Source organism: Colwellia sp. C2M11 (genome assembly GCF_018860915.1).
Taxonomy (GTDB): domain Bacteria; phylum Pseudomonadota; class Gammaproteobacteria; order Enterobacterales; family Alteromonadaceae; genus Colwellia.
In genome coordinates, this window is record NZ_JAHKQD010000037.1 from 14,527 (window position 1) to 38,273 (window position 23,747).

At 36.3% G+C, this 23,747-nt stretch carries 24 protein-coding genes; 11 read left to right on the forward strand and 13 right to left on the reverse strand.

The features are described 5' to 3' along the window. Positions 1–34: 34 nt before the first annotated feature. The 3 genes from KO509_RS09680 to tldD are packed head-to-tail and all read left to right on the forward strand — an operon-like array spanning position 35 to position 6,383. Complete coding sequence (locus KO509_RS09680) at positions 35–4,087, forward strand: YhdP family protein (RefSeq protein WP_215973082.1); 4,053 nt, start codon at positions 35–37, stop codon at positions 4,085–4,087. Next, complete coding sequence (locus tag KO509_RS09685; protein WP_252727481.1) at positions 4,077–4,910, forward strand: carbon-nitrogen hydrolase family protein; 834 nt, start codon at positions 4,077–4,079, stop codon at positions 4,908–4,910. Before KO509_RS09680 ends, KO509_RS09685 begins: the two co-directional genes overlap by 11 nt. Positions 4,911–4,928: 18 nt before the next feature. Beyond that, positions 4,929–6,383 (forward strand): metalloprotease TldD, encoded by a 1,455-nt coding sequence (gene tldD, locus KO509_RS09690; RefSeq protein WP_215973083.1) that lies wholly within the window; start codon positions 4,929–4,931, stop codon positions 6,381–6,383. 155 nt (positions 6,384–6,538) lie between these two features. Here the strand turns inward: tldD and yjgA are convergent, their stop codons facing one another. Continuing rightward, positions 6,539–7,063, reverse strand: a complete 525-nt coding sequence (gene yjgA / locus KO509_RS09695; protein ID WP_215973084.1) for a ribosome biogenesis factor YjgA — start codon at positions 7,061–7,063, stop codon at positions 6,539–6,541. A gap of 151 nt (positions 7,064–7,214) precedes the next feature. On the opposite strand from yjgA, the gene pmbA reads away from it, so the two are divergent. Next, positions 7,215–8,594, forward strand: coding sequence for a metalloprotease PmbA (pmbA, locus tag KO509_RS09700; protein ID WP_215973085.1), 1,380 nt, complete (start codon positions 7,215–7,217; stop codon positions 8,592–8,594). A 98-nt stretch (positions 8,595–8,692) separates the two neighbouring features. On the opposite strand, the gene mgtE is transcribed toward pmbA, so the two are convergent. The 12 genes from mgtE to KO509_RS09760 form a co-directional block, all read right to left on the reverse strand. After that, complete coding sequence (gene mgtE, locus KO509_RS09705) at positions 8,693–10,051, reverse strand: magnesium transporter (RefSeq protein ID WP_215973086.1); 1,359 nt, start codon at positions 10,049–10,051, stop codon at positions 8,693–8,695. 349 nt (positions 10,052–10,400) lie between these two features. Continuing rightward, complete coding sequence (locus KO509_RS09710) at positions 10,401–10,709, reverse strand: HPr family phosphocarrier protein (protein ID WP_215973087.1); 309 nt, start codon at positions 10,707–10,709, stop codon at positions 10,401–10,403. An 8-nt stretch (positions 10,710–10,717) separates the two neighbouring features. Continuing rightward, positions 10,718–11,572, reverse strand: coding sequence for an RNase adapter RapZ (gene rapZ, locus KO509_RS09715; protein ID WP_215973088.1), 855 nt, complete (start codon positions 11,570–11,572; stop codon positions 10,718–10,720). Between the two features lie 70 nt (positions 11,573–11,642). Beyond that, positions 11,643–12,095 carry a PTS IIA-like nitrogen regulatory protein PtsN gene (gene ptsN, locus KO509_RS09720; RefSeq protein ID WP_215973089.1) on the reverse strand — a complete coding sequence of 151 codons (453 nt, stop codon included), beginning with the start codon at positions 12,093–12,095 and terminating at the stop codon, positions 11,643–11,645. Between the two features lie 17 nt (positions 12,096–12,112). Next, entirely contained in the window at positions 12,113–12,400 is a 288-nt protein-coding gene (hpf, locus tag KO509_RS09725) for a ribosome hibernation promoting factor (protein ID WP_215973090.1), read from the reverse strand. 44 nt (positions 12,401–12,444) lie between these two features. Then, positions 12,445–13,956: an RNA polymerase factor sigma-54 gene (locus KO509_RS09730; protein ID WP_215973091.1), complete on the reverse strand. Its 1,512-nt coding sequence runs from the start codon at positions 13,954–13,956 to the stop codon at positions 12,445–12,447. Between the two features lie 84 nt (positions 13,957–14,040). Beyond that, a complete protein-coding gene (lptB, locus tag KO509_RS09735) occupies positions 14,041–14,805 on the reverse strand; it encodes an LPS export ABC transporter ATP-binding protein (protein WP_215973092.1) in 765 nt (254 codons plus the stop codon). Next, positions 14,786–15,340, reverse strand: a complete 555-nt coding sequence (gene lptA / locus KO509_RS09740; RefSeq protein WP_215973093.1) for a lipopolysaccharide transport periplasmic protein LptA — start codon at positions 15,338–15,340, stop codon at positions 14,786–14,788. Before lptA ends, lptB begins: the two co-directional genes overlap by 20 nt. Beyond that, entirely contained in the window at positions 15,330–15,980 is a 651-nt protein-coding gene (gene lptC / locus KO509_RS09745; protein WP_215973094.1) for an LPS export ABC transporter periplasmic protein LptC, read from the reverse strand. Before lptC ends, lptA begins: the two co-directional genes overlap by 11 nt. Next, positions 15,977–16,552: a 3-deoxy-manno-octulosonate-8-phosphatase KdsC gene (kdsC, locus tag KO509_RS09750; protein ID WP_215973095.1), complete on the reverse strand. Its 576-nt coding sequence runs from the start codon at positions 16,550–16,552 to the stop codon at positions 15,977–15,979. Before kdsC ends, lptC begins: the two co-directional genes overlap by 4 nt. Continuing rightward, positions 16,553–17,518 carry a KpsF/GutQ family sugar-phosphate isomerase gene (locus tag KO509_RS09755; protein ID WP_215973096.1) on the reverse strand — a complete coding sequence of 322 codons (966 nt, stop codon included), beginning with the start codon at positions 17,516–17,518 and terminating at the stop codon, positions 16,553–16,555. Positions 17,519–17,544: 26 nt separating this feature from the next. Beyond that, a complete protein-coding gene (locus KO509_RS09760) occupies positions 17,545–18,531 on the reverse strand; it encodes a calcium/sodium antiporter (RefSeq protein WP_215973097.1) in 987 nt (328 codons plus the stop codon). A 224-nt stretch (positions 18,532–18,755) separates the two neighbouring features. On the opposite strand from KO509_RS09760, the gene mlaF reads away from it, so the two are divergent. The 7 genes from mlaF to murA all read left to right on the forward strand — a co-directional run bounded on the left by mlaF (position 18,756) and on the right by murA (position 23,722). Beyond that, entirely contained in the window at positions 18,756–19,598 is an 843-nt protein-coding gene (gene mlaF / locus KO509_RS09765; RefSeq protein ID WP_215973098.1) for a phospholipid ABC transporter ATP-binding protein MlaF, read from the forward strand. After that, on the forward strand, positions 19,595–20,374 hold the full coding sequence (gene mlaE / locus KO509_RS09770; protein ID WP_215973099.1) for a lipid asymmetry maintenance ABC transporter permease subunit MlaE: 780 nt from the start codon (positions 19,595–19,597) through the stop codon (positions 20,372–20,374). The genes mlaF and mlaE overlap by 4 nt, the downstream gene beginning before the upstream one ends. A gap of 64 nt (positions 20,375–20,438) precedes the next feature. Next, on the forward strand, positions 20,439–20,909 hold the full coding sequence (gene mlaD, locus KO509_RS09775; protein ID WP_215973100.1) for an outer membrane lipid asymmetry maintenance protein MlaD: 471 nt from the start codon (positions 20,439–20,441) through the stop codon (positions 20,907–20,909). Positions 20,910–20,935: 26 nt separating this feature from the next. Beyond that, positions 20,936–21,646 (forward strand): ABC transporter substrate-binding protein, encoded by a 711-nt coding sequence (locus KO509_RS09780; protein WP_215973101.1) that lies wholly within the window; start codon positions 20,936–20,938, stop codon positions 21,644–21,646. Positions 21,647–21,695: 49 nt separating this feature from the next. Continuing rightward, a complete protein-coding gene (locus tag KO509_RS09785) occupies positions 21,696–22,001 on the forward strand; it encodes an STAS domain-containing protein (protein WP_303495264.1) in 306 nt (101 codons plus the stop codon). Between the two features lie 24 nt (positions 22,002–22,025). Further along, positions 22,026–22,277, forward strand: coding sequence for a BolA/IbaG family iron-sulfur metabolism protein (locus KO509_RS09790; RefSeq protein ID WP_215973102.1), 252 nt, complete (start codon positions 22,026–22,028; stop codon positions 22,275–22,277). A 167-nt stretch (positions 22,278–22,444) separates the two neighbouring features. Then, the gene (gene murA, locus KO509_RS09795) at positions 22,445–23,722 is read left to right on the forward strand and encodes a UDP-N-acetylglucosamine 1-carboxyvinyltransferase (RefSeq protein WP_215973103.1); all 1,278 of its coding nucleotides are present in this window, start codon (positions 22,445–22,447) and stop codon (positions 23,720–23,722) included. Positions 23,723–23,747: the final 25 nt, after the last annotated feature.

Below are 23,747 nucleotides of genomic sequence, written 5' to 3' on the forward strand. Positions count from 1 at the left end.
CAAACAATAGAGCTGATTAAAGGAAAAACCATTAATGTCGATTGCAAGCGTTTCTAACCGTTGGCTTAACCGTCTTTACAAAATACTAGCTATTATGCTGGTATTGCTAGCGGTATTGATTAGCGCGTTTCGCTTGTTCCTTCCTTATGTTGAAAACTATAAGCAAGATTTTCAAAATTATATAAATACAAAAAATAAAACCAACATTGTTATTGGTGGCTTAGGAATGAGCTGGCAGCTATCTGGACCAACATTAATCGCCAATAATGTTACTTTAGTGGAAACTAACGGTGCTTATGTTTATGTGGACCACTTAGAAGTTGAAATTGATTTTTGGGCAACGTTAACGAGACGCAATTTAATATCAAATAATTTAATACTTGATGGTGCGGTTGTTACATTACAAAAAAATATTTGGCGCACACAAGCAAAGGATGTTGGTGGTGCTCAACAGCTTGATGGTTTTGAAAGAATTACTGATATTTTTTTAAATCAGATTAATCGTTTTTCTCTAAAAAATAGTAATATTGCAATAGAAAATGAATCACTGACACAGCAGTTTAGAGTAAATAATTTAGATTGGTTAAACCTTGACGATCGTCATCAAGCGCAAGGTAATATCATTGTTGATGAATTAAGTTCAAACAATTTAAGCCTAAAAATAGATATTCATGGGCATTCAATTGATGAGTTGGAAGGGATTATTTATGTTGATGCTAATCACCTAGATATTACGCCTTGGCTTGATAATATTTTAACCATTGATAATGATAAAATTAAAACTGATATTAGTTTTTCAGCTTGGCTACAAGTGCATAATGGAGGTGTTGAACGTTTACAATTATCGTTAAATGATAATTTTATTAGTTGGCAGGAAAACACTCAAAATGATGATGAAATAGAGCAAAAATCTCATTTACTGAAGTTAAGTGCTGGTCAGTTATTACTCGTTGAAGGCAAAGAGCCTGAAAGTTTTAAGCTGTATAGTACACCTATGCTATTGCAATTAGATACAGATGCAGTAGAAAAATATACAGTACAAATGACTAAAACAGCTCAAGAATATTATATTTATCTCTCATATTTAGATCTATCTTTAATTAGTCACCTTTCACCCTTATTTATCGAGTCGCCAAGTAAACAAGCATTGATGTCTAACTTAAATATTAGCGGTCAAGCAAGGGATGCTTTTTTAAAAAAAACAGCACTCGATATTCAAGCTGTCGCTAATTTTAGCGATGTTTCGACTCATTACAGTCAAGGAATTCCGGGTGTTGATAATGTGTCAGGCTCGCTAAGTTATAATCAACAACACTTAACTGTAGAGCTTGCTGCAGATCAGGGAGCCTTAGATTTTAATAAACATCTTGTAGCACCTGTCCCTTATGATTCATTGAAAGCGATAGTTGACTTATCCATTATGGATACAGGTTGGCGATTAAAGGTTAATGATGTTGAGCTTTCTTCCAGTGAATTAGTATTAGCTGCAGATTTAACCATAGATTCTCCAGTCAATAGTGCAATGACAATGGCGTTATTAGCGAATATCACTGATGGAGATGCTAGTAAAACAGGGCATTATTATCCACTAACAGCAATGAGTGATAATCTGGTTACTTATTTAAATAGCGCCTTAATTGATGGCAAAATTCATCAAGCTCAAGTGCTAATAAATGGAGAGTTAGGTAAATTTCCTTTTATTGATAATTCAGGCACATTCATCGTTGATGCTGAGTTAGAAGAAGCAAAATTTAAATTTAATGAGCGTTGGCCAACGATAGCGGATTTATCCGCAAATTTGAATTTTACTAATAATAGTATGTTAATTACTGGGCGTTCAGGTAGCTTGGCTGGGCTTAATGTAGCAGGCGTACAAGTTGCTATAGATGATTTAACTCATGATCCAGTGTTAACTGTAGATACCTTAATTGAAGATTCCGCTGCAACGAGTATTGCTAATTTAATGACGCAAAGCTCTCTTAAAAATAGCGTAGGTAGTGTTTTACAGCAATTAAACATTGGAGGAAAAGTTAACGGTGAGTTTCATTTAGCTTTACCAATTGGTGCACCTGACGGGGTAGTAGCTAGTGGTATTGTTAATTTTGCTAATAATACAGTTTCTTTACAAGCCCCTAGAATGGATTTTAAAAAAGTAAATGGGCAGTTAACGTTTGAAAATGATTTAATTACAACAAGTAATTTGTCACTAACTTGGCTTGGTTTACCGTTAGAAATAGCGGTAAATGGCATTGATAAAGCAGATTATTATGATACCAATATAGCACTTAAAGCTGATTGGCATCACGATGCATGGTTACAGCATATATCTCCACATTTACAAAAATATTTTGATGGTCAACTACAGTTGCAAGGTGATTTATCTTTATATCAACACCATGGTGGAGGCTTTTCTTATCAATTAAATATTGATTCAAACCTTGAACCGTTAGAAATTAAGATTCCTGAGCCATATAACAAATTAGCTAAGATAAAGACACCTCTACAAATAGAGGTAAAGGGGCAATTAGAAGAGTCAGTTTTTAATGCAACCTATGGAGATAAACTCAGCTTTTTTGGTGTTTTAGATCATCGAACTAACCACTTTTCCAGAGCGCACATTGTTTTAGGCAATGAAAAAATGCTTTTACCAATGAATGGTTTTCATATTACTAGTGACTTAGAGGATGTGGTTGCAAGTGAATGGCAGCCTTTTATTGCTGATATTATTAATAGTACTTCGCAAGTGAAAAAGACGTTGAATGCTGACGGTACAATTGAGTCAACCACGGGTTTATTTTCTAACCCAGAGCGTATCCGAGGAACGATAGATAATTTAGCTGTGTTAGGGCAAAATTTACATAATGTATCTTTTAACTTATTAGATAAAACGCATTGGTGGTTATTGGAGCTTAATGCTAAAGAAACGCGTAGTCAGATTAAAATTTATCCTAATTGGCTAGAGCAAGGCCTTGATGTTAATGCCGATTTTCTTCACCTAACAAGTAAGACTGTAAGCTCTTTAAGTGAGGAGGTAACGCAAGAAGACGATAATAGCGTGGTAACTGAATTAACGAGTGAGAAGGTTTTTGCTAATATACCTAAAATGAATTTTGTCTGTGAGCGTTGTTTAATCGGTGACTTAAATTTAGGCAGTGTTAAATTCGATTTGTTACGAGCAGATAATAAGGTGATTAAAATTGAAAACTTCCAAGCTAAGCGTGAGCAAGCTGAGTTTAACTTATCAGGTGAATGGCAAAAGATAGGTGATATTTCAAAAACTACTGTTTCTGGAAGCTTGTCGTTAAAAAATATCGAATATGAATTAGAACAATTAGGGTATGCCTCTATTATACGTGATAGTGGTGGTAAACTTGATTTTAATTTGAATTGGCAAGGGGGTCCTCAGCATTTTGAATTAAGCCAACTTAATGGCGATCTTAAAGCGGATATAGACGATGGTTACTTAGCTGATGTAAGCGACAAAGCACGTATTTTTTCGGTATTAAGTTTACAGTCTATTGTTCGAAAGTTAACCTTAGATTTTAGAGATATCTTTAGCGATGGTATGTTTTATAAAGATATTGAGGGTGATTATCATATAAAAGAAGGTGTTTTATATACTGATAATACTCGCATGAATGGCTCTGCAGGAAATTTATATATTAAAGGTAATACTAGCTTTGTAAATAATACGCTTGATTATAAAATGTCCTATAAGCCTAATTTGACTTCTAGCTTGCCGGTACTTGCATGGATAGCAACATTAAACCCAGTTGTATTTTTAGCGGGCGTTGCAATAGATCAAGTTATTACTTCACAAGTTGTTTCTGAGTTTAACTTTGAGCTAACAGGTGATGTGAGTGATCCTAATTTTAAAGAAGTAAACCGTAAGAGCAGAGATGTCAGTGTTGGCCGTTCCACTCCCCCTGAGTTTGTTGATAATGTCGATAAGATAATAGTATCTCCAGAAGACAAAATAAATACTAAATCTTTTAAAGAACATCAGTCTCCTAGTTTGCTTGAACAAGAATATAAACAAGACCCATATAATGATAATAAACCATTAGAGGAGCTAAATGATGATTAAACTGAGTGCTATTCAGCTTAACTCTAAAGCTGATGTTAAGCACAACTTACAAGTTATAGAACAAAAACTTGTCAAGTTAACTAGCCAAAACACGCTAGCTACTTATGAGCAACATATTGTTGTTTTACCTGAATGTTGTTTATTTTTTGGTGCAAGAGATAATGCTCAGTTGTCGTTAGCCAAAGAGTCATCTGCTAATAATGACCTGCAAGTTGCATTAGGCGCTTTGGCAAAAAAGTATAAGGTCACCCTGATTGCCGGCTCCATTCCTCTGTTAACAGCTGAAGGAAACAAATTTACAAACAGTAGCTGTGCTTTTAATTCAAACGGAACATTAATAGGCCGTTATGATAAAATACATTTATTTGATGTAAGTGTTGCAGATAGTGAGAAAACTTATTGTGAATCACGATTTACTCATGCAGGTAGCACCCCTTACATAGTAAAAACACCTACTGTAAATATAGGTTTAACGATATGTTTTGATTTACGTTTTCCAATGCTATTTCAAAGGCTAACAGCAATGGGAGCTGACATCATTACCGTGCCAAGTGCTTTTACGCGAGTTACAGGTAAAGCTCATTGGCAAACTTTATTGCAAGCAAGAGCGATAGAAAATCAAGTTTATATTATTGCTGCAGGACAAGAAGGCGTACACGAGAATGGAAGAGAAACTTGGGGGCATTCAATGATTATTAGCCCTTGGGGGGAAATTTTAGCTTCTATTGAAGAGGGAGAGGGAATTATTAGTAGTGATTTCCTCCCACAAGAAATTAAACGAATACGAGCAAGTATGCCATTAATGCATACTGCTAAAACCTAATGTTAAGTTGAGTGATAAATGAATAATGTTGAACAAGTTTTACTAGCTGATAGCCATATTGATGATGATATTTTATCTAAAACATTAAATAGTATGATGGGACGTCAAGTTGATTTTGCTGATCTTTATTTCCAATCTAGTCAGCATGAATCATGGATGTTAGAAGATGGCATAGTAAAAGAAGGCTCTTATAATATCGAGCGAGGCGTAGGTGTACGTGCTATATCAGGTGAGAAAACAGGTTTTGCTTATTCTGATGATATATCACCGTTAGCTTTACAAAAAGCGGCAGATGCAGCTAAAGGTATTGCTGATGCAGGGCAGGGCGGAAAAGTTCAAGCGTTTAAACGTCAGTCTCCAATTAAGGTTTATCAGTCAGTAGAGCCATTAGGTAGTTTAACGCAAGAACAAAAAATTGATTTATTACATCAGGTTGAAGCACATGCTAGGCAAATTGATAGTCGAGTAAGTCAGGTAATAGTGAGCCTTTCAGGGGTTTACGAAAAAGTGTTAGTAGCAGCAAGTGATGGTACTTATGGTACTGATATTCGACCTTTAGTACGTTTGAATTGCTCTGTGTTAGTCGAAGATAACGGTAAACGTGAACGAGCAAGCTCTGGTGGTGGTGCTAGAACTGATTATAGTTACTTTTTTGAATCAGTATCAACGAATACAACGCAAGGAAAGCCTCGTTATTTAACTTACGCAGAAGAAGCAGTACGTCAAGCATTGGTTAATTTGGTTGCTGTTGATGCACCTGCAGGCACTTTTCCTGTAGTACTTGGTGCAGGCTGGCCGGGTGTATTATTACATGAAGCGGTAGGTCATGGCTTAGAGGGGGATTTTAATCGTAAAGGCTCTTCAACTTTTTCAGGTAAAGTCGGTAGCAAGGTGTGCTCAGAGCTTTGTACTATTGTTGATGATGGTACTATGGCAAACCGTCGTGGCTCAGTGAATATAGACGATGAAGGTACCCCAGGACAATATAATGTGTTAATTGAAAAAGGAATTTTAAAGGGGTACATGCAAGATAAGCATAATGCTTCATTAATGGGCGTAAAACCAACTGGTAATGGCCGACGTGAATCATATGCTCACTTACCTATGCCGCGTATGACTAATACTTATATGTTAGCAGGAGAGTCTGCTCCTGAAGATATTATTAAATCAGTCAAAAAAGGAATTTATGCGCCTAATTTTGCTGGTGGACAAGTAGATATTACCTCAGGGAAGTTTGTCTTCACTAGCTCTGAAGCGTATTTAATCGAAAATGGAGAAATCACGACCCCTATCAAAGGAGCTACTTTAATAGGTAGTGGACCGGAAGCAATGAAAAATGTTTCTATGGTGGGTAATGATCTTCAACTTGATGCTGGCGTTGGGGTGTGTGGTAAAGATGGTCAGAGTTTACCTGTTGGTGTTGGGCAACCAACTTTGAGAGTAGATGGTATCACCATTGGTGGCACACAATAAATAAACAGTGATTAGTTACGAATTTAAAAACGAAATATTTACCATATTTTGTTTTTTAAATTCGATGCTAATATGTTGCTTATAATGCTTTTATTTAGTGATTTTCGAAGGGGTAATTCACCATTGTTAACTTATTTGTATTCAGCTTTACGTCACTAACTCATCTCTTTTAGGTAATCAAATAAGTTTCTGTAATGCTTACCCAATTTTTCGGCTTTTTTCTCTTTAGCGGCATTACGCACCAACTGCTTGAGTTTTTGACGATCCATTAGTGTAAATTCTGCTAATAAACTTTCAACAGCGTCGTTACCTTCTTCTATTAATTCATCTCTTAAATTTTCTAAACGGACAAACTTAGCAGTTGCTTGTTGATGCTTATTTGCCATAACGTCGATGGCTTGATGAATAGGCTCAAGATCAGTTTCGAGTAATATTTTTGCAATATGTCGAATATGACGACGAAGTGCTTCATGCTTGTTTCTAATTTTATCAGCTACAACCATTGCATCTTTTAAGTCGTCACTTAATGGAATTAAGCTACGTTGATGTTTGGACATTTCTACCAAAGATTGAGCGAAATCTTGTAATTGATGCATTTCCCTCTTTATTTCTGTTTTACTTTTTAATTCTTCGTCCATTTCTGGTGTTAAGTCGTCGATATCGTTGGCTGACTGGGGCATAATGGTTACTAATGTAATTTATATAAATATTACCTTTATTATAGCTTGAATTTAAATGCGCAAAAACTAATAAAGTAATATTTTGAATCTAAACCTTAGCTTAAATCTAATTTTAAACTCAAAACGCAGCAAATAAGTAGATAAAAACATTATGACGAAAGTAAACCAACCTGTGGATCCATTAATCGAACAACTTGGCCAAGTAAAAAATCGAGTGGCTAAAGTTCTTGAACTTGCTAAATCTTTAGGCGCAGATGGTGCTGAGGTAGCGATGAGTCGTCAACAAGGATTAAGTGTTGGCACTCGTCTTGGTGAAGTTGAAAATGTAGAGTTTACGAACGATGGTGCTTTAGGCATAACTGTTTATCAACAAGGCCGTAAGGGGAGCGCATCAACGGCTGATTTATCAGAAAAGGCACTGACTCAAGCGGTTGAAGCTGCTGTTAATATCGCTAAATATACATCTGTTGATGATTGCTCGGGTTTAGCTGATAAAGAATTGCTTGCAATGAAACCACTAGACTTAGATTTATATTACCCTAAAGATCTAAGCACTGAACAAGCGATAGAAATAGCAAAAGAATGCGAACGTAGTGCCTTAGATAGTGATAAACGTATAACCAATTCAGATGGCGCAAATTTAGATTGTTTTTCAGGTTTTAAAGTTTATGGTAATAGTCACGGGCAATTAGTTGATTATCCTAGTTCAAGACATAGTATAAGCTGTGTGGTGATTGCAGGGAATGGTGATGACATGCAGCGTGACTACGCTTATGACGTTAATCGTGACTTTTCATTATTAGATAGCGGTGTAGATATTGGGACCAAAGCGGCGAGCGAAGTTATATCACGCTTAAATCCACAAAAGTTATCGACTATGAAAGTTCCAGTATTGTTCCGCTCTGATATTGCGAATACAGTATGGGGACATTTTATTTCTGCAATTAGTGGTGGTAATTTATATCGTAAATCATCATTTTTACTAGATGCTATAGGTAAAGATGTTTTCCCTAACTTCTTGTCTATTCATGAGCGACCTCATATACCTAAAGCATTGGCAAGTAGTGCTTTTGATAGTGAAGGTGTGTTAACTAAAGACAGAGATATCATTACTAATGGTTCGCTACAAAGCTATCTTTTAACGAGTTATTCTGCTCGTAAATTAGGTTTAACGACTACCGGGCATGCTGGTGGAATTCATAATTGGTTAGTAAAAGATAAGAATGTTGCATCTAAAGGAAGTAAAGCTGCAGATTTTGATGCCATGTTAAAAACCTTAGGCACAGGCTTATTAGTTACTGAATTAATGGGACAAGGAGTAAACGTTGTGAATGGCGATTATTCTCGTGGGGCTGCAGGTTTCTGGGTCGAAAATGGAGAGATTGCTTATCCTGTAAGTGAAATTACTATTGCTGGTAATTTAGAACAAATGTTTAAAGGGATTATTGCCGTTGGCTCTGACCTTGATAAGCACGGTAGTATTAGTACTGGCTCAATACTCATTGATGAGATGCAAATAGCTGGTCAATAACTGAGCTTAATACGTTGTAATCAGAGCCCCTTTAACTGTAAACCGTATGCGTAGGATTTAGTCTGCACATACGGTTAATTGAATATAAAAGTAAAAGCTTAGGTTAAAAGTATTGTTGCGGTACCTAAAAAGGCAAAAATACCGACAACATCAGTAACCGTGGTAATAATAACGCTGCCAGCAAGTGCCGGGTCAATATTCAAACGCTTAAGTAATAATGGAATTGCGACCCCCGCTAAACCTGCGGCGGTCATATTCATCAACATAGCAAAAGCTATGACAACGCCTAGCATTAAATCTTGTTTCCAAATAGCAACAACTGAAGCTATTAATAAAGCCCAAATTATGCCGTTGAGGAAGCCAATCGCGACTTCTTTATGTAATAGCGCGCGCGCATTACTATTACCAACATGGCCTAATGCCATACCACGTATAACTAAGGTTAAGGTTTGATTACCGGCTACGCCACCCATACTTGGCACTAACGAGTTAAGTACTGCTAGTATTGCTAATTGCTGAAATAACCCTTCGAACATACTTGTAACGGCTACTGCAAATAAGGCGGTAATTAAGTTTACCCCTAGCCATAAAGAGCGTTGTTTAGTACTTTTTAATACAGGAGCAAATGTATCGGCTTCATCATCTAAACCTGCCATACTCATCATAGAATGCTCTGCATCTTCACGAATTATATCAATAACATCATCAATGGTGATACGACCAAGTAAGTGGCCTTTTTTATCAATGACAGGAGCAGAAAACCAGTCATGCTTTTCAAACAATTGCGCAACATCATGTTCACTCATATTAGCTTGTACAGCTTCTATTTCTGCATCAATCAACTTGGAAATGATAACCTCAGGTTTAGCGGTTATAATAGCGGCTAGTGACACAGCACCAATGAAGTGATTACTTCGGTCGACGACATAAAATGAGTCTGTTGCTTCAGGTAGTTGACCTTTTAAGCGTAAATAGCGTAATACTACGTCAACACTTACCTCAGGTTGTAGCGTAATGGTATCAGTGTTCATGATACCACCTGCGGTCTCTTTGTCATAAGATAGCGCAGTTTCTACCCGTGCTCTATCCTGAGAGTCCATAGAATCGAGAACTTTTCTATAAACAGTATCAGGTAAGGTACGTAACACTTCTGCTAGATCATCAACATCCATACCTTCAGCAACGGCAGCCAGTTTTTCAGGCTGCATGCTTTGTAAAATGCCTTTACGTACTTCTTCATTTAATTCTTCAAGTACTTCACCATGGTGTTCAGCATCAATAAGTTGCCATAACAATGCGCGACTCTTAGCTGGAGAAGACTCAAGGAATAGCGCGAGATCATAGGCAGACATGTCTTGTAATAATTTGCGTACATAGACAAACATACCACCATCAAGTGCTTCATTAATTTGGTGTAGTCTTTCTTGAATATATTCTTGTTCTATTAGATCCGGCATAGATATCTTACTTGAGCGTAGGGAATGATAAATACCAACGCTATTAAACACTTGAGAGTGGGTGTGTAATAGACTTAATATTTTTTATTATGGTTAAGTTTATCGTAACTTAGCGTTTCTTTCAGCTTTTTTACTTATTTAACTTGAACTTGGTTTAAGATATTTTTAATTAATTGAAAATATTAAGAATCTTACTTTTACTATACTCATGCTTGATAGTTTTCTACTTTTGACCTGCAAGCAGTAGGGAAAATCGAGCGTCAATAGCTAGTCTATCGCACGTAAATTTAATGATGAACGCAGGTAAATAGCTGTTTGAGGAATATTTATTAAGCCGATCTTGGGCTATTTATTCATCTTCATCAAACTTAGCTTCAATCAGCTGGCTTATAGCTTCTAATGCAGCGGGTGCATCGGTTCCTTGAGCGGTGACTGTTACATTTTTTCCTTGTCCACCAGCTAAGAGCATTATGGCCATTATGCTATTGGCGTCAGCTTCTTTTTCTTCTAATGATAGGGTTATTTGGGCGGAGAATTTCTGACAAAGTAAGGCTAATTTACTTGCAGCTCGGGCATGTAAGCCAAGTTTGTTAATTATAGTTAATTCTTTACTGACGATGATATCATCATGGTTCTTGTTATGCTTTTGAATAGACATAATGAGTTTTACTCTTTAATTTTCTTAATGTCTCGATGATGAGTTTGAACATGTTGTTGTTCTTTACTAAAGTTCTTTGCTAATAAATCAGCAATATAAACAGAGCGGTGTTTCCCACCCGTACAACCAATTGCAATAGTAACATAACTACGGTTATTGCGTTCTAGATGGGGTAACCAAGTCATCATAAAACTATTAATTTGCCAAATAAACTTTGTCACAATTGGCTGACTAGAAAGGAAGTCTTTTACTGGTTGCTCTAAACCTGTAAAAGGTTTTAGTTCAGTTTCCCAATGAGGATTAGGAAGAAAGCGTGCATCGAATACATAATCAGCATCAGCAGGAATACCGTGTTTAAAGCCAAAAGACTCGAAGACTAAAACCATTTTACCGGTTTTCTTTCCAAGAATTCTTTCTCGTACCAAGTCAGCTAATTGGTGCGGAGTTAGCTGGCTGGTATTGATATATAAGTCGGCATTGGTAGAAATAGGTGCTAATAGTTTCTTTTCGAGTGATATCGCTTGGTCTAGCGCAATATTCTCTTTAATTAGAGGATGTAAGCGCCTTGTTTCACTAAAACGACGAATAAGGTCATTGTCATCTGCATCTAAAAATAATGTCGTTACATCAACTGCATCAGGTAAATATTCAATGATCTCTACAATATCCTTAGGATTGTTAGGTAAGTTACGAACATCTAGGCTTACTGCAACATTGTCATAATCATTAATCACGGTATGGGTTAATGCAGGTAGTAAATTAACAGGAATATTATCAACACAATAATATCCTAAATCTTCTAATACTCTTAATGCAACTGATTTCCCTGAGCCAGAGCGGCCACTAACAATGATAAGTTTCATATTTTTAAGTTCCGCATGAATTAGCTATGCATTAGGTTTTATTGTGTAGAAATATATTTCAACTTATTGATTAAGCGGTTTGTTGAATAAGATCAAACATCTCTTGTTGGCTGGTGCATTTACGAACTTTTTTAGCTGTTTTGCGATCACTAAATAATTTGGCAATACTTTGCAACGTTTCTAAATGCGCTTGCGTATTGTCTTCAGGTACAAATAGGCAAATAAATATATCAACAGGTCTATTATCAATTGCATCGAAGTCAATTGCGTTTTCAGTAGTTAAAAACACGGCAATAGCTTTGTCTGTATTGTTTAGTCTGCCGTGAGGGATAGCGATACCGTTGCCGATACCAGTACTCCCCATTTTCTCTCTATTCATTAAGCTATCTAATAGATCTGTTGGGTTAGAGTCAATTAGTTCATTGGCGGCAAGTTGGCAAATTAGTTCAAGTAAACGCTTTTTGCTTTGAACTGGAACTGCACAACGTGTGCAGTTCAGTGTTAATATATTTTGTAGTGTCATAATTATAATGGATAAAACTAATGTTGTGTTATTTTGCCTTTGTATTTGAGTACTTGGCGATCTAGTTTATCCACCAAAGTATCTATCGAGGTATACATATCAGCACTTACTGCTGAAGCATGAATTTCACTGCCTTTTAAATGTATAGTTGCTTCAGCTATCTGTTCTAACTTTTCAACAGTCAAGACTACATGAACATTATTGATATGATCAAAATGTCGCTCTAATTTAGCTAATTTTGTTTCAACACAATCGCGTAATGATGACGTTACTTCTACATGGTGACCGGTAAGGTTAATTTGCATAAGTATGTTCCTTCTCTAGTTAATTCAGAAAATAAAGTCACAGGCTATAATAAACTCTTACGTTGGTTGGACGGTGGTATAGATAAGGATTCACGATACTTAGCTATAGTACGTCTAGCAACATTAATTCCTTGTTGCGCTAGTAAGTCTGCCATTTTGCTATCACTGAGCGGTTTAGCGGGTGTTTCTGCTAAAATGAGTTTTTTAATTAATGAACGTATGGCAGTTGATGAACATTCACCTCCATTTTCGGTACTAACATGACTTGAAAAAAAGTATTTTAATTCAAAAATACCTCTAGGCGTGTGCATATATTTTTGCGTAGTTACGCGAGATATAGTTGACTCATGCATATCCACGGCTTCAGCAATATCATTTAATACCATAGGTCGCATCGCTTCAGCGCCATGTTCTAAAAAGCCTTGTTGACGTTGTACAATGCAGTTAGATACTTTAAGTAAAGTATCATTACGTGACTCTAAACTTTTAATAAACCATTTAGCTTCTTGTAAGTTTGTTCGAATAAACTGTCCGTCATTACTAGAAGATTTTGTTGTTTTTGTCATGGCAGCATATTGTTGATTTACTGATAGCTTAGGAGCAGTATCAGGGTTTAATTCGACAACCCAACGACCATTTTTCTTTTCTACGGAAACATCAGGAATAACATATTGATCATCGCTTTTCACTACTGCATCACCAGGACGAGGATTTAAGCTCTGTATCAAACGCATTACTTCACGTAACTGTTCTTCTTTGAGGCGAGTTTTACGCATTAATTGTCGATAGTCACGATTACCGAGTAAGTCGATATGCTCGCCGATAATTAATTTACTTTCTTTTAAGTAAGGGGTTTCAGGATCAAACTGATTTAATTGAATAATTAAACAATCAGCGATAGAACGGGCTGCAACACCAACAGGATCAAAGACATTAATACGTTTTAATACCGCTTCGACTTCATCAAGTTCCAGTCCTTCTATACCAACACTTTCTAATATTTCTTCACTCGATATCGTAAGATAACCTGCTTCATCAACAGCCTCTATAATAGCGATAGCAACCGTGCGATCAGTTTCTGAAAATGGCGTTAATTCCATTTGCCATAAAAGGTGATCTTGTATTGAATCGATCGTTTCACCTTGATAGGTGTAATCTTCACTTGGGCTACTAATTGCCCCTGTATTTGACGTACCAGCACTGTAACTTTCTTCCCAAGTTGTATCAATGTTCAACTCTTCTGGTATGTCATTTTTCTCCATTGCTTCTGTTGTACTTATCTCATCAATAGAGGCTGATGAATCTTCACTTCCATCACTGGTAGATCGTTCTGTGATGGTGGCTGAAAAAGCTTCTTCAAGTTTATCTCTACTATCCTCTGAATTATTATCTGAGGTTTCTTGATCATTAATTTCAAGCAGAGGATTACTTTCAAGTACTTCTTGAATTTCTTGTTGAAGCTCTAACGTCGATAACTGCAAAAGCTTTATAGCTTGTTGCAGTTGTGGCGTCATGGTTAGTTGTTGTCCTATCCGGAGTTGCAGAGTTGGGCGCATCTACGTTGTCTTAATTCCTGTTATTATTGTTTATAGTTACTAACTTAGAGCAAGTATAGTCTACGAATTTATTATATATGTTAACTATAGCGTGAATTGCTCGCCTAGGTATACATCTCTTACCTTTTGATTAGCAAGAATTTGATTAGAATCTCCTTCTGCTATTATTTCACCGTGACTAACAATGTAAGCATGCTCACATACATCAAGTGTTTCACGAACATTGTGGTCAGTTATTAAGATACCAAGACCACGGTTTTTAAGATGAATAATTATTTTTTTTATGTCGCCGACAGAAATAGGGTCAACACCTGCAAAAGGTTCATCAAGTAATATAAATTCAGGATCTGCTGCTAAAGCACGGGCTATTTCTACGCGTCTCCTTTCCCCTCCTGATAAACTCATACCTAAATTATCTTTAATATGGCTGATATTAAATTCTTCTAAGAGGTGCTCTAATTTTGTTTGCCTTTCATTTTCATTAAGGCCTTTTCGAATTTGTAATATTGCCATAATATTTTCAGTAACGGTTAGTTTTCTAAAAATAGAGGCTTCTTGAGGTAAATACCCAATACCTCGACGTGCGCGTTCATGCATAGGCGATAGTGTTACATCTTCGTCATTCAGCATTATTTGGCCATTATCATTGGGTACTAAGCCAACAATCATGTAAAAAGAAGTCGTTTTTCCTGCTCCATTAGGCCCCAGTAAGCCAACAATTTGTCCTGAGCTTACCGCTAAACTAACGTTTTTAACAACTTTTTTGTTTTTGTAAGCTTTTGATAGGTTTTTAGCTATCAAAGTCGAATTATTAGCTTCGCCGTTATTATTATTGCTTGTTACTGTCATTACTTTTCTTATCTTGTTGAGCTTTTATTTGAGCTGGCTGCAAAACAGTGGTTACTGAATCATTATCACTACTGATAGCTTCCAATTTCTCATTTAGCGTATTGTAAGTGATTATTTCTCCTGTCACTTTACTACCTGCTTGTTGTACTTGCGCATTACCTGAGATGGTAATGATATTTTGATCTGGTTGATAGGTTATCTCATTAGCTTGCAAGCTGATTAAACTACCATCTTCTAATTGTTGTTTGAAAACAGCAGGTTCACCTTTGGCAAGGTAAGTGTCTTGTTTTTGTTGAGTTTTATCATCAACTTTACTGTAAACTTGAACAATATCAGCACTAATCGAAATAGAGCCTTGGTTTATACTAACGTCATCTAAATAACTCGCTATTTTATTTTTTAAATCAGCTGATTGACGTTTCGATTTTATCGTGATTTCTTGTGTGAGATCTTTCTTAGCCGCGCATACTGGAAGTGCTAACGAGAGCAGTAATGAGCTTAATAAGAAACCTTTGCTAATTTTTTTAATTGTCATTTAGAGGGTAACCATTATTTTTTTTGTAAATAGTACGTACATGTTCGGTTAATGTCATCTGTTTAGTGTTTAAGTCAATTATTAAACCTGAGCCATACATAGTGAAGTCTTTTCCTTGCACCATTACCGTTTGATCTGAGCTAATGATATTAGTATTTAAATCAAGCTCTAAATATTTGCAATGAATTTCTTGTATTAAACTATTTTTATCAGTTGCACTTAAGTGTACTCGATGATTTAAAATAACCCTATTATTTTTATATAGCGTTGCTTCTTTAGCGCTAAGCTTCCATGGTGCATTTTTTGTTAGTTTGTTACTCGAGCTATTTTCATTTGCTAAATCGGAGCCGTCAATATTATCTTTCGATGATGCTTGGGGATACAATGTGTACTTAGGTAGCTCGAAGTGTGTTAGTTCAAGTTTGGCATAATGCTCCATTCTCTTAGCAATAATAGCATGTGAAAGTACGCCTGAATCGGTGTAAATATCAGTTTTAAGTGCTTCCGCTATAAAGTCAGGTGTGAGTTCACTGTCGATGACTTCACCTGGTATTATTTTTGACTGTCGCCATTCGATTATTCCATAAACCGTAGCGGCTAATAGCAAGATTAAAAAGGCTAAAAAATTTATCCGTGTCATACACTCGCGCCTGTAGCATTATCAATAGTGTCTTGACATTGCATTATCAAGTCGCAAACTTCTCGTACTGCGCCGAAACCACCATTAATAAAGCTTGTATAATTAGCTTTTGCTGATACAGCTGGATGTGCATCAGACACAGCAATACCTAAACCAACGTGTAAAATACATGCTAAGTCTGGAATATCGTCTCCTATGTAAGCTACTTCATCAGGGGTTAAATTAAGTTTTTGAATTAAAGTCATCAGTGCAGGCAATTTATCTTCTTGCCCTTGTATAATGTGTTTAACATTTAAAGCTGACATCCGGTTAGCTACAATAGCTGAACGTCTACCAGTGATTATTGCAACCTCTACACCACTATTACCAAGTGCTTTTATTCCAAAGCCATCTTTAGTATGGAATGCTTTAAGTTCTTCGCCATCATTACCTAAATAAATACGACCATCTGAAAAAACACCATCAACATCACAAACAAGTAATTTAATTTTTTTGGCTCGTTCTAATACGTTTAGTGATACATCACCATAAAGTGTATTAGAATTTTGAATAGTATTAGTGATATTTTCCATTTAAAGAACTCCTGATCTTAGTAAGTCATGCATATTCATTGCACCAATAGGTATTTGTTTTTCATCAACGATAATCAAACCATTGATTTTTTTATCTTCCATTATATTTAGCGCTTGCGCTGCTAACATGTCTGCTTGTGCTAAAGTTGGGAATTTAGTCATAACGGTTGTTATATTGTCCCGATGAATATCAATTTGTAAATCAAGAATTCTCCGTAAATCACCATCAGTAAATAAACCAACAAGTTGCTTATGTTTATTAACAACGGCGGTCATGCCTAAGCCTTTAAGTGACATTTCCACTAATGCGTCTTTTATCAATGCATCTTCTGAAATAATAGGAATACGATCGCCTTGATGCATAATATCACTCAAGCGAAGTAATAAACGTTTACCTAAACTACCACCAGGGTGAGATAAAGCAAAGTCATCTGCGGTAAACCCACGAGCATTAAGTAGAGCAACGGCAATAGCATCGCCCATTACTAATGTTGCAGTAGTACTGGACGTTGGAGCTAATCCTAATGGGCAAGCTTCAGCCGAAACCTTGATACAAATATGTGTATCAGCTAATTTGGCTAATGTAGAGTTGATATTGCCCGTCATAGCGATGAGTGTTGCCCCAATGCGTTTTATCACAGGCGTAATCGCGAGAACTTCGCCTGTTTCACCTGAATTAGAAATTGTTAGTACAACATCGTCTTTGGTGATCATACCCAGATCACCATGACTGGCTTCACTTGGGTGAACAAAAAAAGCAGGGGTGCCCGTACTTGCTAATGTGGCTGCTATTTTACCGCCAATATGTCCCGACTTCCCCATACCAATAACAATAACACGGCCTTGGCAGTTAAACATTAATTGACAGGCGTATTCAAAGTTATGGTCAATATATTGTAATAACTCTTTAATTGCTTGTTGTTCAATGTTAATTACATTTTTAGCAAGTTTTTTAAAGTTTTTCATGGCTCAGCTTAAACTAATATTTTGTGCTAGTTAATGGTTGTTTGGCTATAAAGTAATGCTTGATAACCACAAAAACACATTAATAATAATGCACCTTTTATGCGGGTAAGTCTAAAGCAGCCCGCTTTACGGCTAAAACACAGTAAAAATAGTAACCCTGTGATTGCGAGCATAATAGGAATGTCGCGAATCGATGCTTCAGGATTTATTGGGCCTGGTGCGATAATACCTGCAAAAGGCAATACTGCTAGTATGTTAAAGAGGTTAGAGCCGACAATATTCCCCATCGCTAAGTCATCTTCTTTCTTTAAGATGCTCGCAATACTTGCTGCTAATTCAGGCAAGCTTGTGCCAATAGCAATAATAGTTAAACCAATAACAAGATCACTAATACCATAGGCTTTTGCAATAAATATTGAAGAATCAACAAGGAAGTGAGCGCTTAATACTAATAAAACAATACCAGCGATTAACCAAAAAATAGATTTGGATGTACTTGTTGCTTCTGGTATATCTTGTTCAGCTTCAATAATTAAAGGGTCATCAATTTTGTTGGCTTTTCGTTGTCGCATGGCCTTGATTAATAAAATTGATATAAAACCGAAAAAACTCACCATTAAAATAATACCTTCAGTCAAACTAAAGAAATTATCAGAAATCATCCAGTAAGCTACTAAAGAAAATAGCAATAAAAGTGGCAATTCTTGTTTAATGGTTGAAGAGGATACCATTAGGGGTTTTATTAAGACGCTAAGACCTAACACTAGTGCTATATTGGTAATATTTGAACCAACCGCGTTACCAATGGCTGTATCAGGGCTTCCTTGCAAAGATGCTGCCGCAGCTACCATCATTTCGGGAGCTGATGAGCCCATGGCAACTATCGTTAAACCAATGATCATTGGTGAAACGCCTATATTTCTTGCTAATGATGATGCACCTAAAACAAATTTATCCGCACTCCACACGAGTACAGTAAGGGCAATTAATAATATTCCAACGTGTTCTAACATTTATGACTCCAGTTTTGAGGTGCAAATTGTCGCTGTTTGTAGCAGAAAAAAAAAGGAATTAATTCGATTAAAAGAAAATAAGCGATATAAAAAGCTAAAAACATCCCTTTTTACATTTTCTAACACTTAATGATGCTTATTATTCACTAAATTGTGAATTTTTAGTGAAGAATTTGAGGTGGTCAGGTAAAATCGTTTTTAATCAATAAGGCATAATTAATAATATGATCGAAAACGATAAGCATGAGAATTTAGTTGATATACATAATCTAACCTTTAAACGAGGTGAGCGGGTTATTTATAATGATATAAGTTTGTCTATACCTACAGGTAAAGTTACCGCCATTATGGGGCCAAGTGGTATTGGCAAAACTACTTTATTACGTTTAATTGGCGGGCAGATTAAACCTGAATCTGGAAAAATCTTATTTGCAGGTAATGATATTCCACAGCTTTCTCGAAAAAATCTATATGAAACGCGTAAACGTATGAGCATGCTTTTTCAAAGTGGCGCGCTTTTTACAGATATGAATGTTTATGACAATATTGCTTTTCCTATTCGTGAACATAGTCAGTTACCTGAAGCTATAATTGAAAAAATAGTATTGATGAAACTTGAAGCCGTAGGATTACGCGGTGCACGAGATTTACATCCTAATGAACTCTCTGGTGGTATGGCTCGACGTGTTGCTTTAGCACGTGCAATAGCACTTGATCCTGAATTAATTTTATACGATGAACCTTTTGCGGGACAAGATCCGATATCTATGGGGGTAATTGTTCGTTTAATTCGTTCGTTAAGCGATGCTTTAGGTTTAACATCTGTTGTTGTGTCTCATGATGTACCAGAAGTAATGAGTATTGCTGACTACATTTACATTATTGCGGAACAAAAAATTATTGGTCAAGGAACTCCTGATCAAATTAGAAATCATAACTCTTCATTGGTTAAACAGTTTGTGCATGGCGAGGCTGATGGCCCAGTGCCTTTTCACTTTGAAGCGCCTAATTATCAAAATGAATTAATTAAAGGTTCAAACGCGTTAAGCGAAAGAGGGAAGCGTTGATGAATCAATTACAGCTATTAGGTAGAAATACTTTAGCGTTAATTAGTGGGTTAGGGCGGGCAGTTATTGTTTTACTCTCGGCATTACTTCATATCCCTAACATTCGCAAAGGAACGCCACTGTTAATAAACCAATTGTACAGTATTGGTGTGATGTCATTAGTTATTACGGTTGTTTCTGGTGGCTTTATCGGTATGGTGCTAGCGTTACAAGGCTATACCATCTTGGTGAGTTATGGTGCAGAAGCAAGTCTTGGACCTATGGTTGCCTTATCCTTGCTGCGTGAATTAGGTCCTGTCGTTGCTGCGTTATTGTTTGCTGGCCGTGCTGGTTCAGCACTGACAGCTGAAATAGGCTTGATGAAAGCAACTGAACAATTATCAAGTTTAGAAATGATGGCAGTAGACCCTTTACGCCGTGTGATTGCTCCACGGTTTTGGGCTGGATTTATTAGCTTACCGCTATTAGCCGCTATATTCTCTATGGTGGGGATATTAGGAGCCCATTTAGTTGGTGTTGACTGGTTAGGAGTTGATTCAGGTACTTTTTGGTCTGTTATGCAGGCGCAGGTAGATTTTAATAAAGATATTTTAAATGGTATTATCAAAAGTGTAGTTTTTGCTTTTGTTGTTACTTGGATTGCTGTTTATAAAGGGTTTGATTGTGAACCTACCTCTGAAGGTATTTCAAGAGCCACAACTTCAACTGTGGTACAATCATCGTTATTAGTCTTAGCACTCGATTTTGTTTTAACGGCATTGATGTTTGCAAGGTAATATTGATTGTGAATACCTGCTTTGTTTGGGTGTTAAGTAAATTTAAAAGGCGTTTGGTGAAAACATGTTGTCAAAAAAAGTAGAGTTATTGGTAGGTTTTTTTGTTGCTTTAGGTATTGCTGCATTACTTGTGTTGGCACTTAAAGTTGCTAATACGGGGATGTCGGGGGGAGGTGAGCATTACAACCTTTTCGCCAAGTTTGATAATATTGGTGGATTAAAAGTTCGTTCTCCTATTAAAGTAGGTGGCGTTGTTGTAGGTCGTGTTAGTGATATCTCTCTTGATGAAACAGATTATACGCCTGTGGTTACATTAGAGATTTACAGTAAATATAATCAATTTTCAGAAGCAACGTCAGTCGCTATTTTAACTGCTGGATTATTAGGTGAACAATATATAGGCCTTCAACCTGGCTTTATGATTGAATCGTTAGATATTCTTCAACCCAATGACTTTATTGAAGATACCAAACCTGCTTTAGTTTTAGAAGAATTAATAGGGCAGTTTTTATTTAGCCAAGGAAGTGGTGATTAGTAATGAAAGAGGAAAAAGTCCATAAAATGATAAATTTAAAAACCACATTATTTCTTGTTGTTATTTTATCTTGTTTATCAATACAAAGCAGCTTTGTATTTGCAGCTCAACAAGCAACGAATAATATAGAAGATGAAGAAACAGAAGACTTTGTTGATGCGTCTCGTATTTATGTCGATAAAAAAGACCCATATTTAATGATCAAGGAAGTTGCCGGTAATACCTTTAAGCGCTTTGCTGATGAACAACAAGCAATAAAAGCTGACCCAAATATTATTAAGAATATTGTTCGTGAAGAATTAATGCCTTACATTAATTATCAATATTCAGCATTTAAAGTTATTGGTAAGCATTTAAAGAATACTACCGAGCAAGAACGAAAAGAGTTTGTGCCGGTTTTTAGAGAGTACTTAATTACTTCTTATGCACAAGTTTTTACCTTATATGATAATCAAGTTGTGGAATTCTCTCCAGCTAAGGACTTTGCTGATAATAAAATTGTTGCAGTAGATACTCGTATTATTATGCCAGATAGAGAAAATATTGATGTTTCATTTAAAGTAAGAAAAAATAGAAAAACAGATGAATGGAAAGCCTTTGATATGATAGCAGAAGGTGTTAGTTTACTCGACAGTAAACAGGCTGAATTAGGCGGAGTTATTCGTCAAAAAGGCTTGCCCCATGTTACCGAGCTATTAAGAGAGAAAAGTGAGCGAGATATTGTTTTTAAAGACTAATTTGTCACGATAAAACATTAAGATAACCTCAGTAAATGGCGAAAAATTTGTGGATAAAATTACGTTAAATGTAACTGAAGATAATGGCGTGTTAGTTGGTGAATTAACACGACAAACAGTGATGCAAATATCTAAAAAAAGTATTAAGCAGATCATTACCCAGCAATCTTTAGTGATAGATTTACAACAAGTTACTCGAATTGATACGGCAGGGCTTGCTTGGCTTTTCTATTTATTAGAACAAGCGAATAGCAGTCGTTGTCAATTATCTTTTAGTAACATCCCAACAAAACTAAAAAATTTAATTAGCTTAAGTGGTGTAGAGGGTTTTCTACCTCTCGCTAACAAAAGCTAAGAATACCAGATTAAGGAATACCCTTTGGAAGTAATAGAAATAGAAAAATTGATAAATGACGCGCTAGAGCTTGATGAACTATTGGTTAAATTTGATGGTTCACAATGTAGTGTTATTGCCGTTGCTGATATGTTTGGAGAATTATCTCGCGTTAAACGACAACAAGTTGTTTTTGCAGCTCTAGCTGATGCGATTAAAGATGGCAGTATACATGCAGTAACAGTAAAAACTTTTACTACTGCGCAATGGCAACGTGATAAATTATTCAATATGTAAGAGTTGTGCCTAATACGATTAATCCTAGTTGGTATTCAAACGTAATTCAAAACAATTTAGTACTCTAGAAACCTACAATGGTTGTGAGACAAATTGTTTAATAAGTAAAGGCATGCAATACTAGTTAAGTATTTATCCATTCATTTTTTAAGTAAGAAGTAAGCATTTTGGACGCATTTAAAGTTATTGGTGGCAAGCCACTACATGGTGAAGTTACTATCTCTGGGGCTAAGAACGCCGCACTCCCTATTTTAATGTCAGCACTGTTATCAAAAACGCCTATTGTTTTTAGTAATGTACCTAAGTTAAATGATATTTTAACAACAGTAAAATTATTAGGTCAATTAGGTGCTAAGACACAATGGTTAGCTGAAGATAAATTAGAAATAGATGCGAGTAATATCACTCAGTGTTGTGCTCCTTATGATCTTGTTAAAACGATGAGAGCCTCTATCTTAGTGCTTGGTCCATTGCTTGCCCGTATGGGGCATGCTGAAGTTTCATTACCTGGAGGATGTGCTATTGGTGCCCGCCCTGTGAATTTACATATTCAAGGTTTAAAAGCGATGGCTGCCGATATAGATGTAGAAAATGGCTATATTGTTGCGAATAAAGAAGGTCGTTTAACTGGCGCTAATATCTTTATGGATGTGGTCAGTGTTACCGGCACTGAAAACCTAATGATGGCTGCAGCATTAGCTGATGGCGTTACTATTATTGAAAATGCGGCGCAAGAGCCTGAAATTGTAGATTTAGCTAACTGCTTAATTAGTATGGGAGCAAAAATTTCGGGTGCTGGCACTAATACACTAACCATTGAAGGAGTTAGTGAATTATGTGGTAGTGAATATAGTGTTATGCCTGATCGAATTGAAACCGGTACTTTTTTGGTTGCTGCAGCGGTTACTCAAGGAAAAGTAAGGTGTTTAAATACTGACTCGAGTGGCTTAGAAGCTGTATTGTCTAAACTCACTGAAGCTGGTGCTGTTATTAGTATTGGTGAAAATAGCGAAGGTGAAGAATGGATTGAGTTAGCAATGACTCAAAAACCAAAAGCAGTTAGTGTTAAAACTGCGCCACACCCTGCATTTCCAACAGATATGCAAGCGCAATTTATGACTTTGAATGTATTAGCACAAGGTACAGCAACGGTAATCGAAACTATTTTTGAAAATAGATTTATGCATGTACCTGAGTTACAAAGAATGGGAGCAGACATTACCCTTGAAGGTAATACTGCCATTGTAAAAGGTGTTAATTCATTAAACGGTGCACAAGTGATGGCAACAGATTTACGTGCTTCTGCAAGTTTAGTTATTGCCGGTTTAGTAGCAGAAACTCCCACTCAAGTTGACCGTATTTACCATATCGATCGCGGTTACTTAAAAATAGAAGATAAATTACAAGCTTTAGGTGCAGATATTACTCGTATTAATATTGATTAATAAGAGTGGCATTACCGTAAAATCC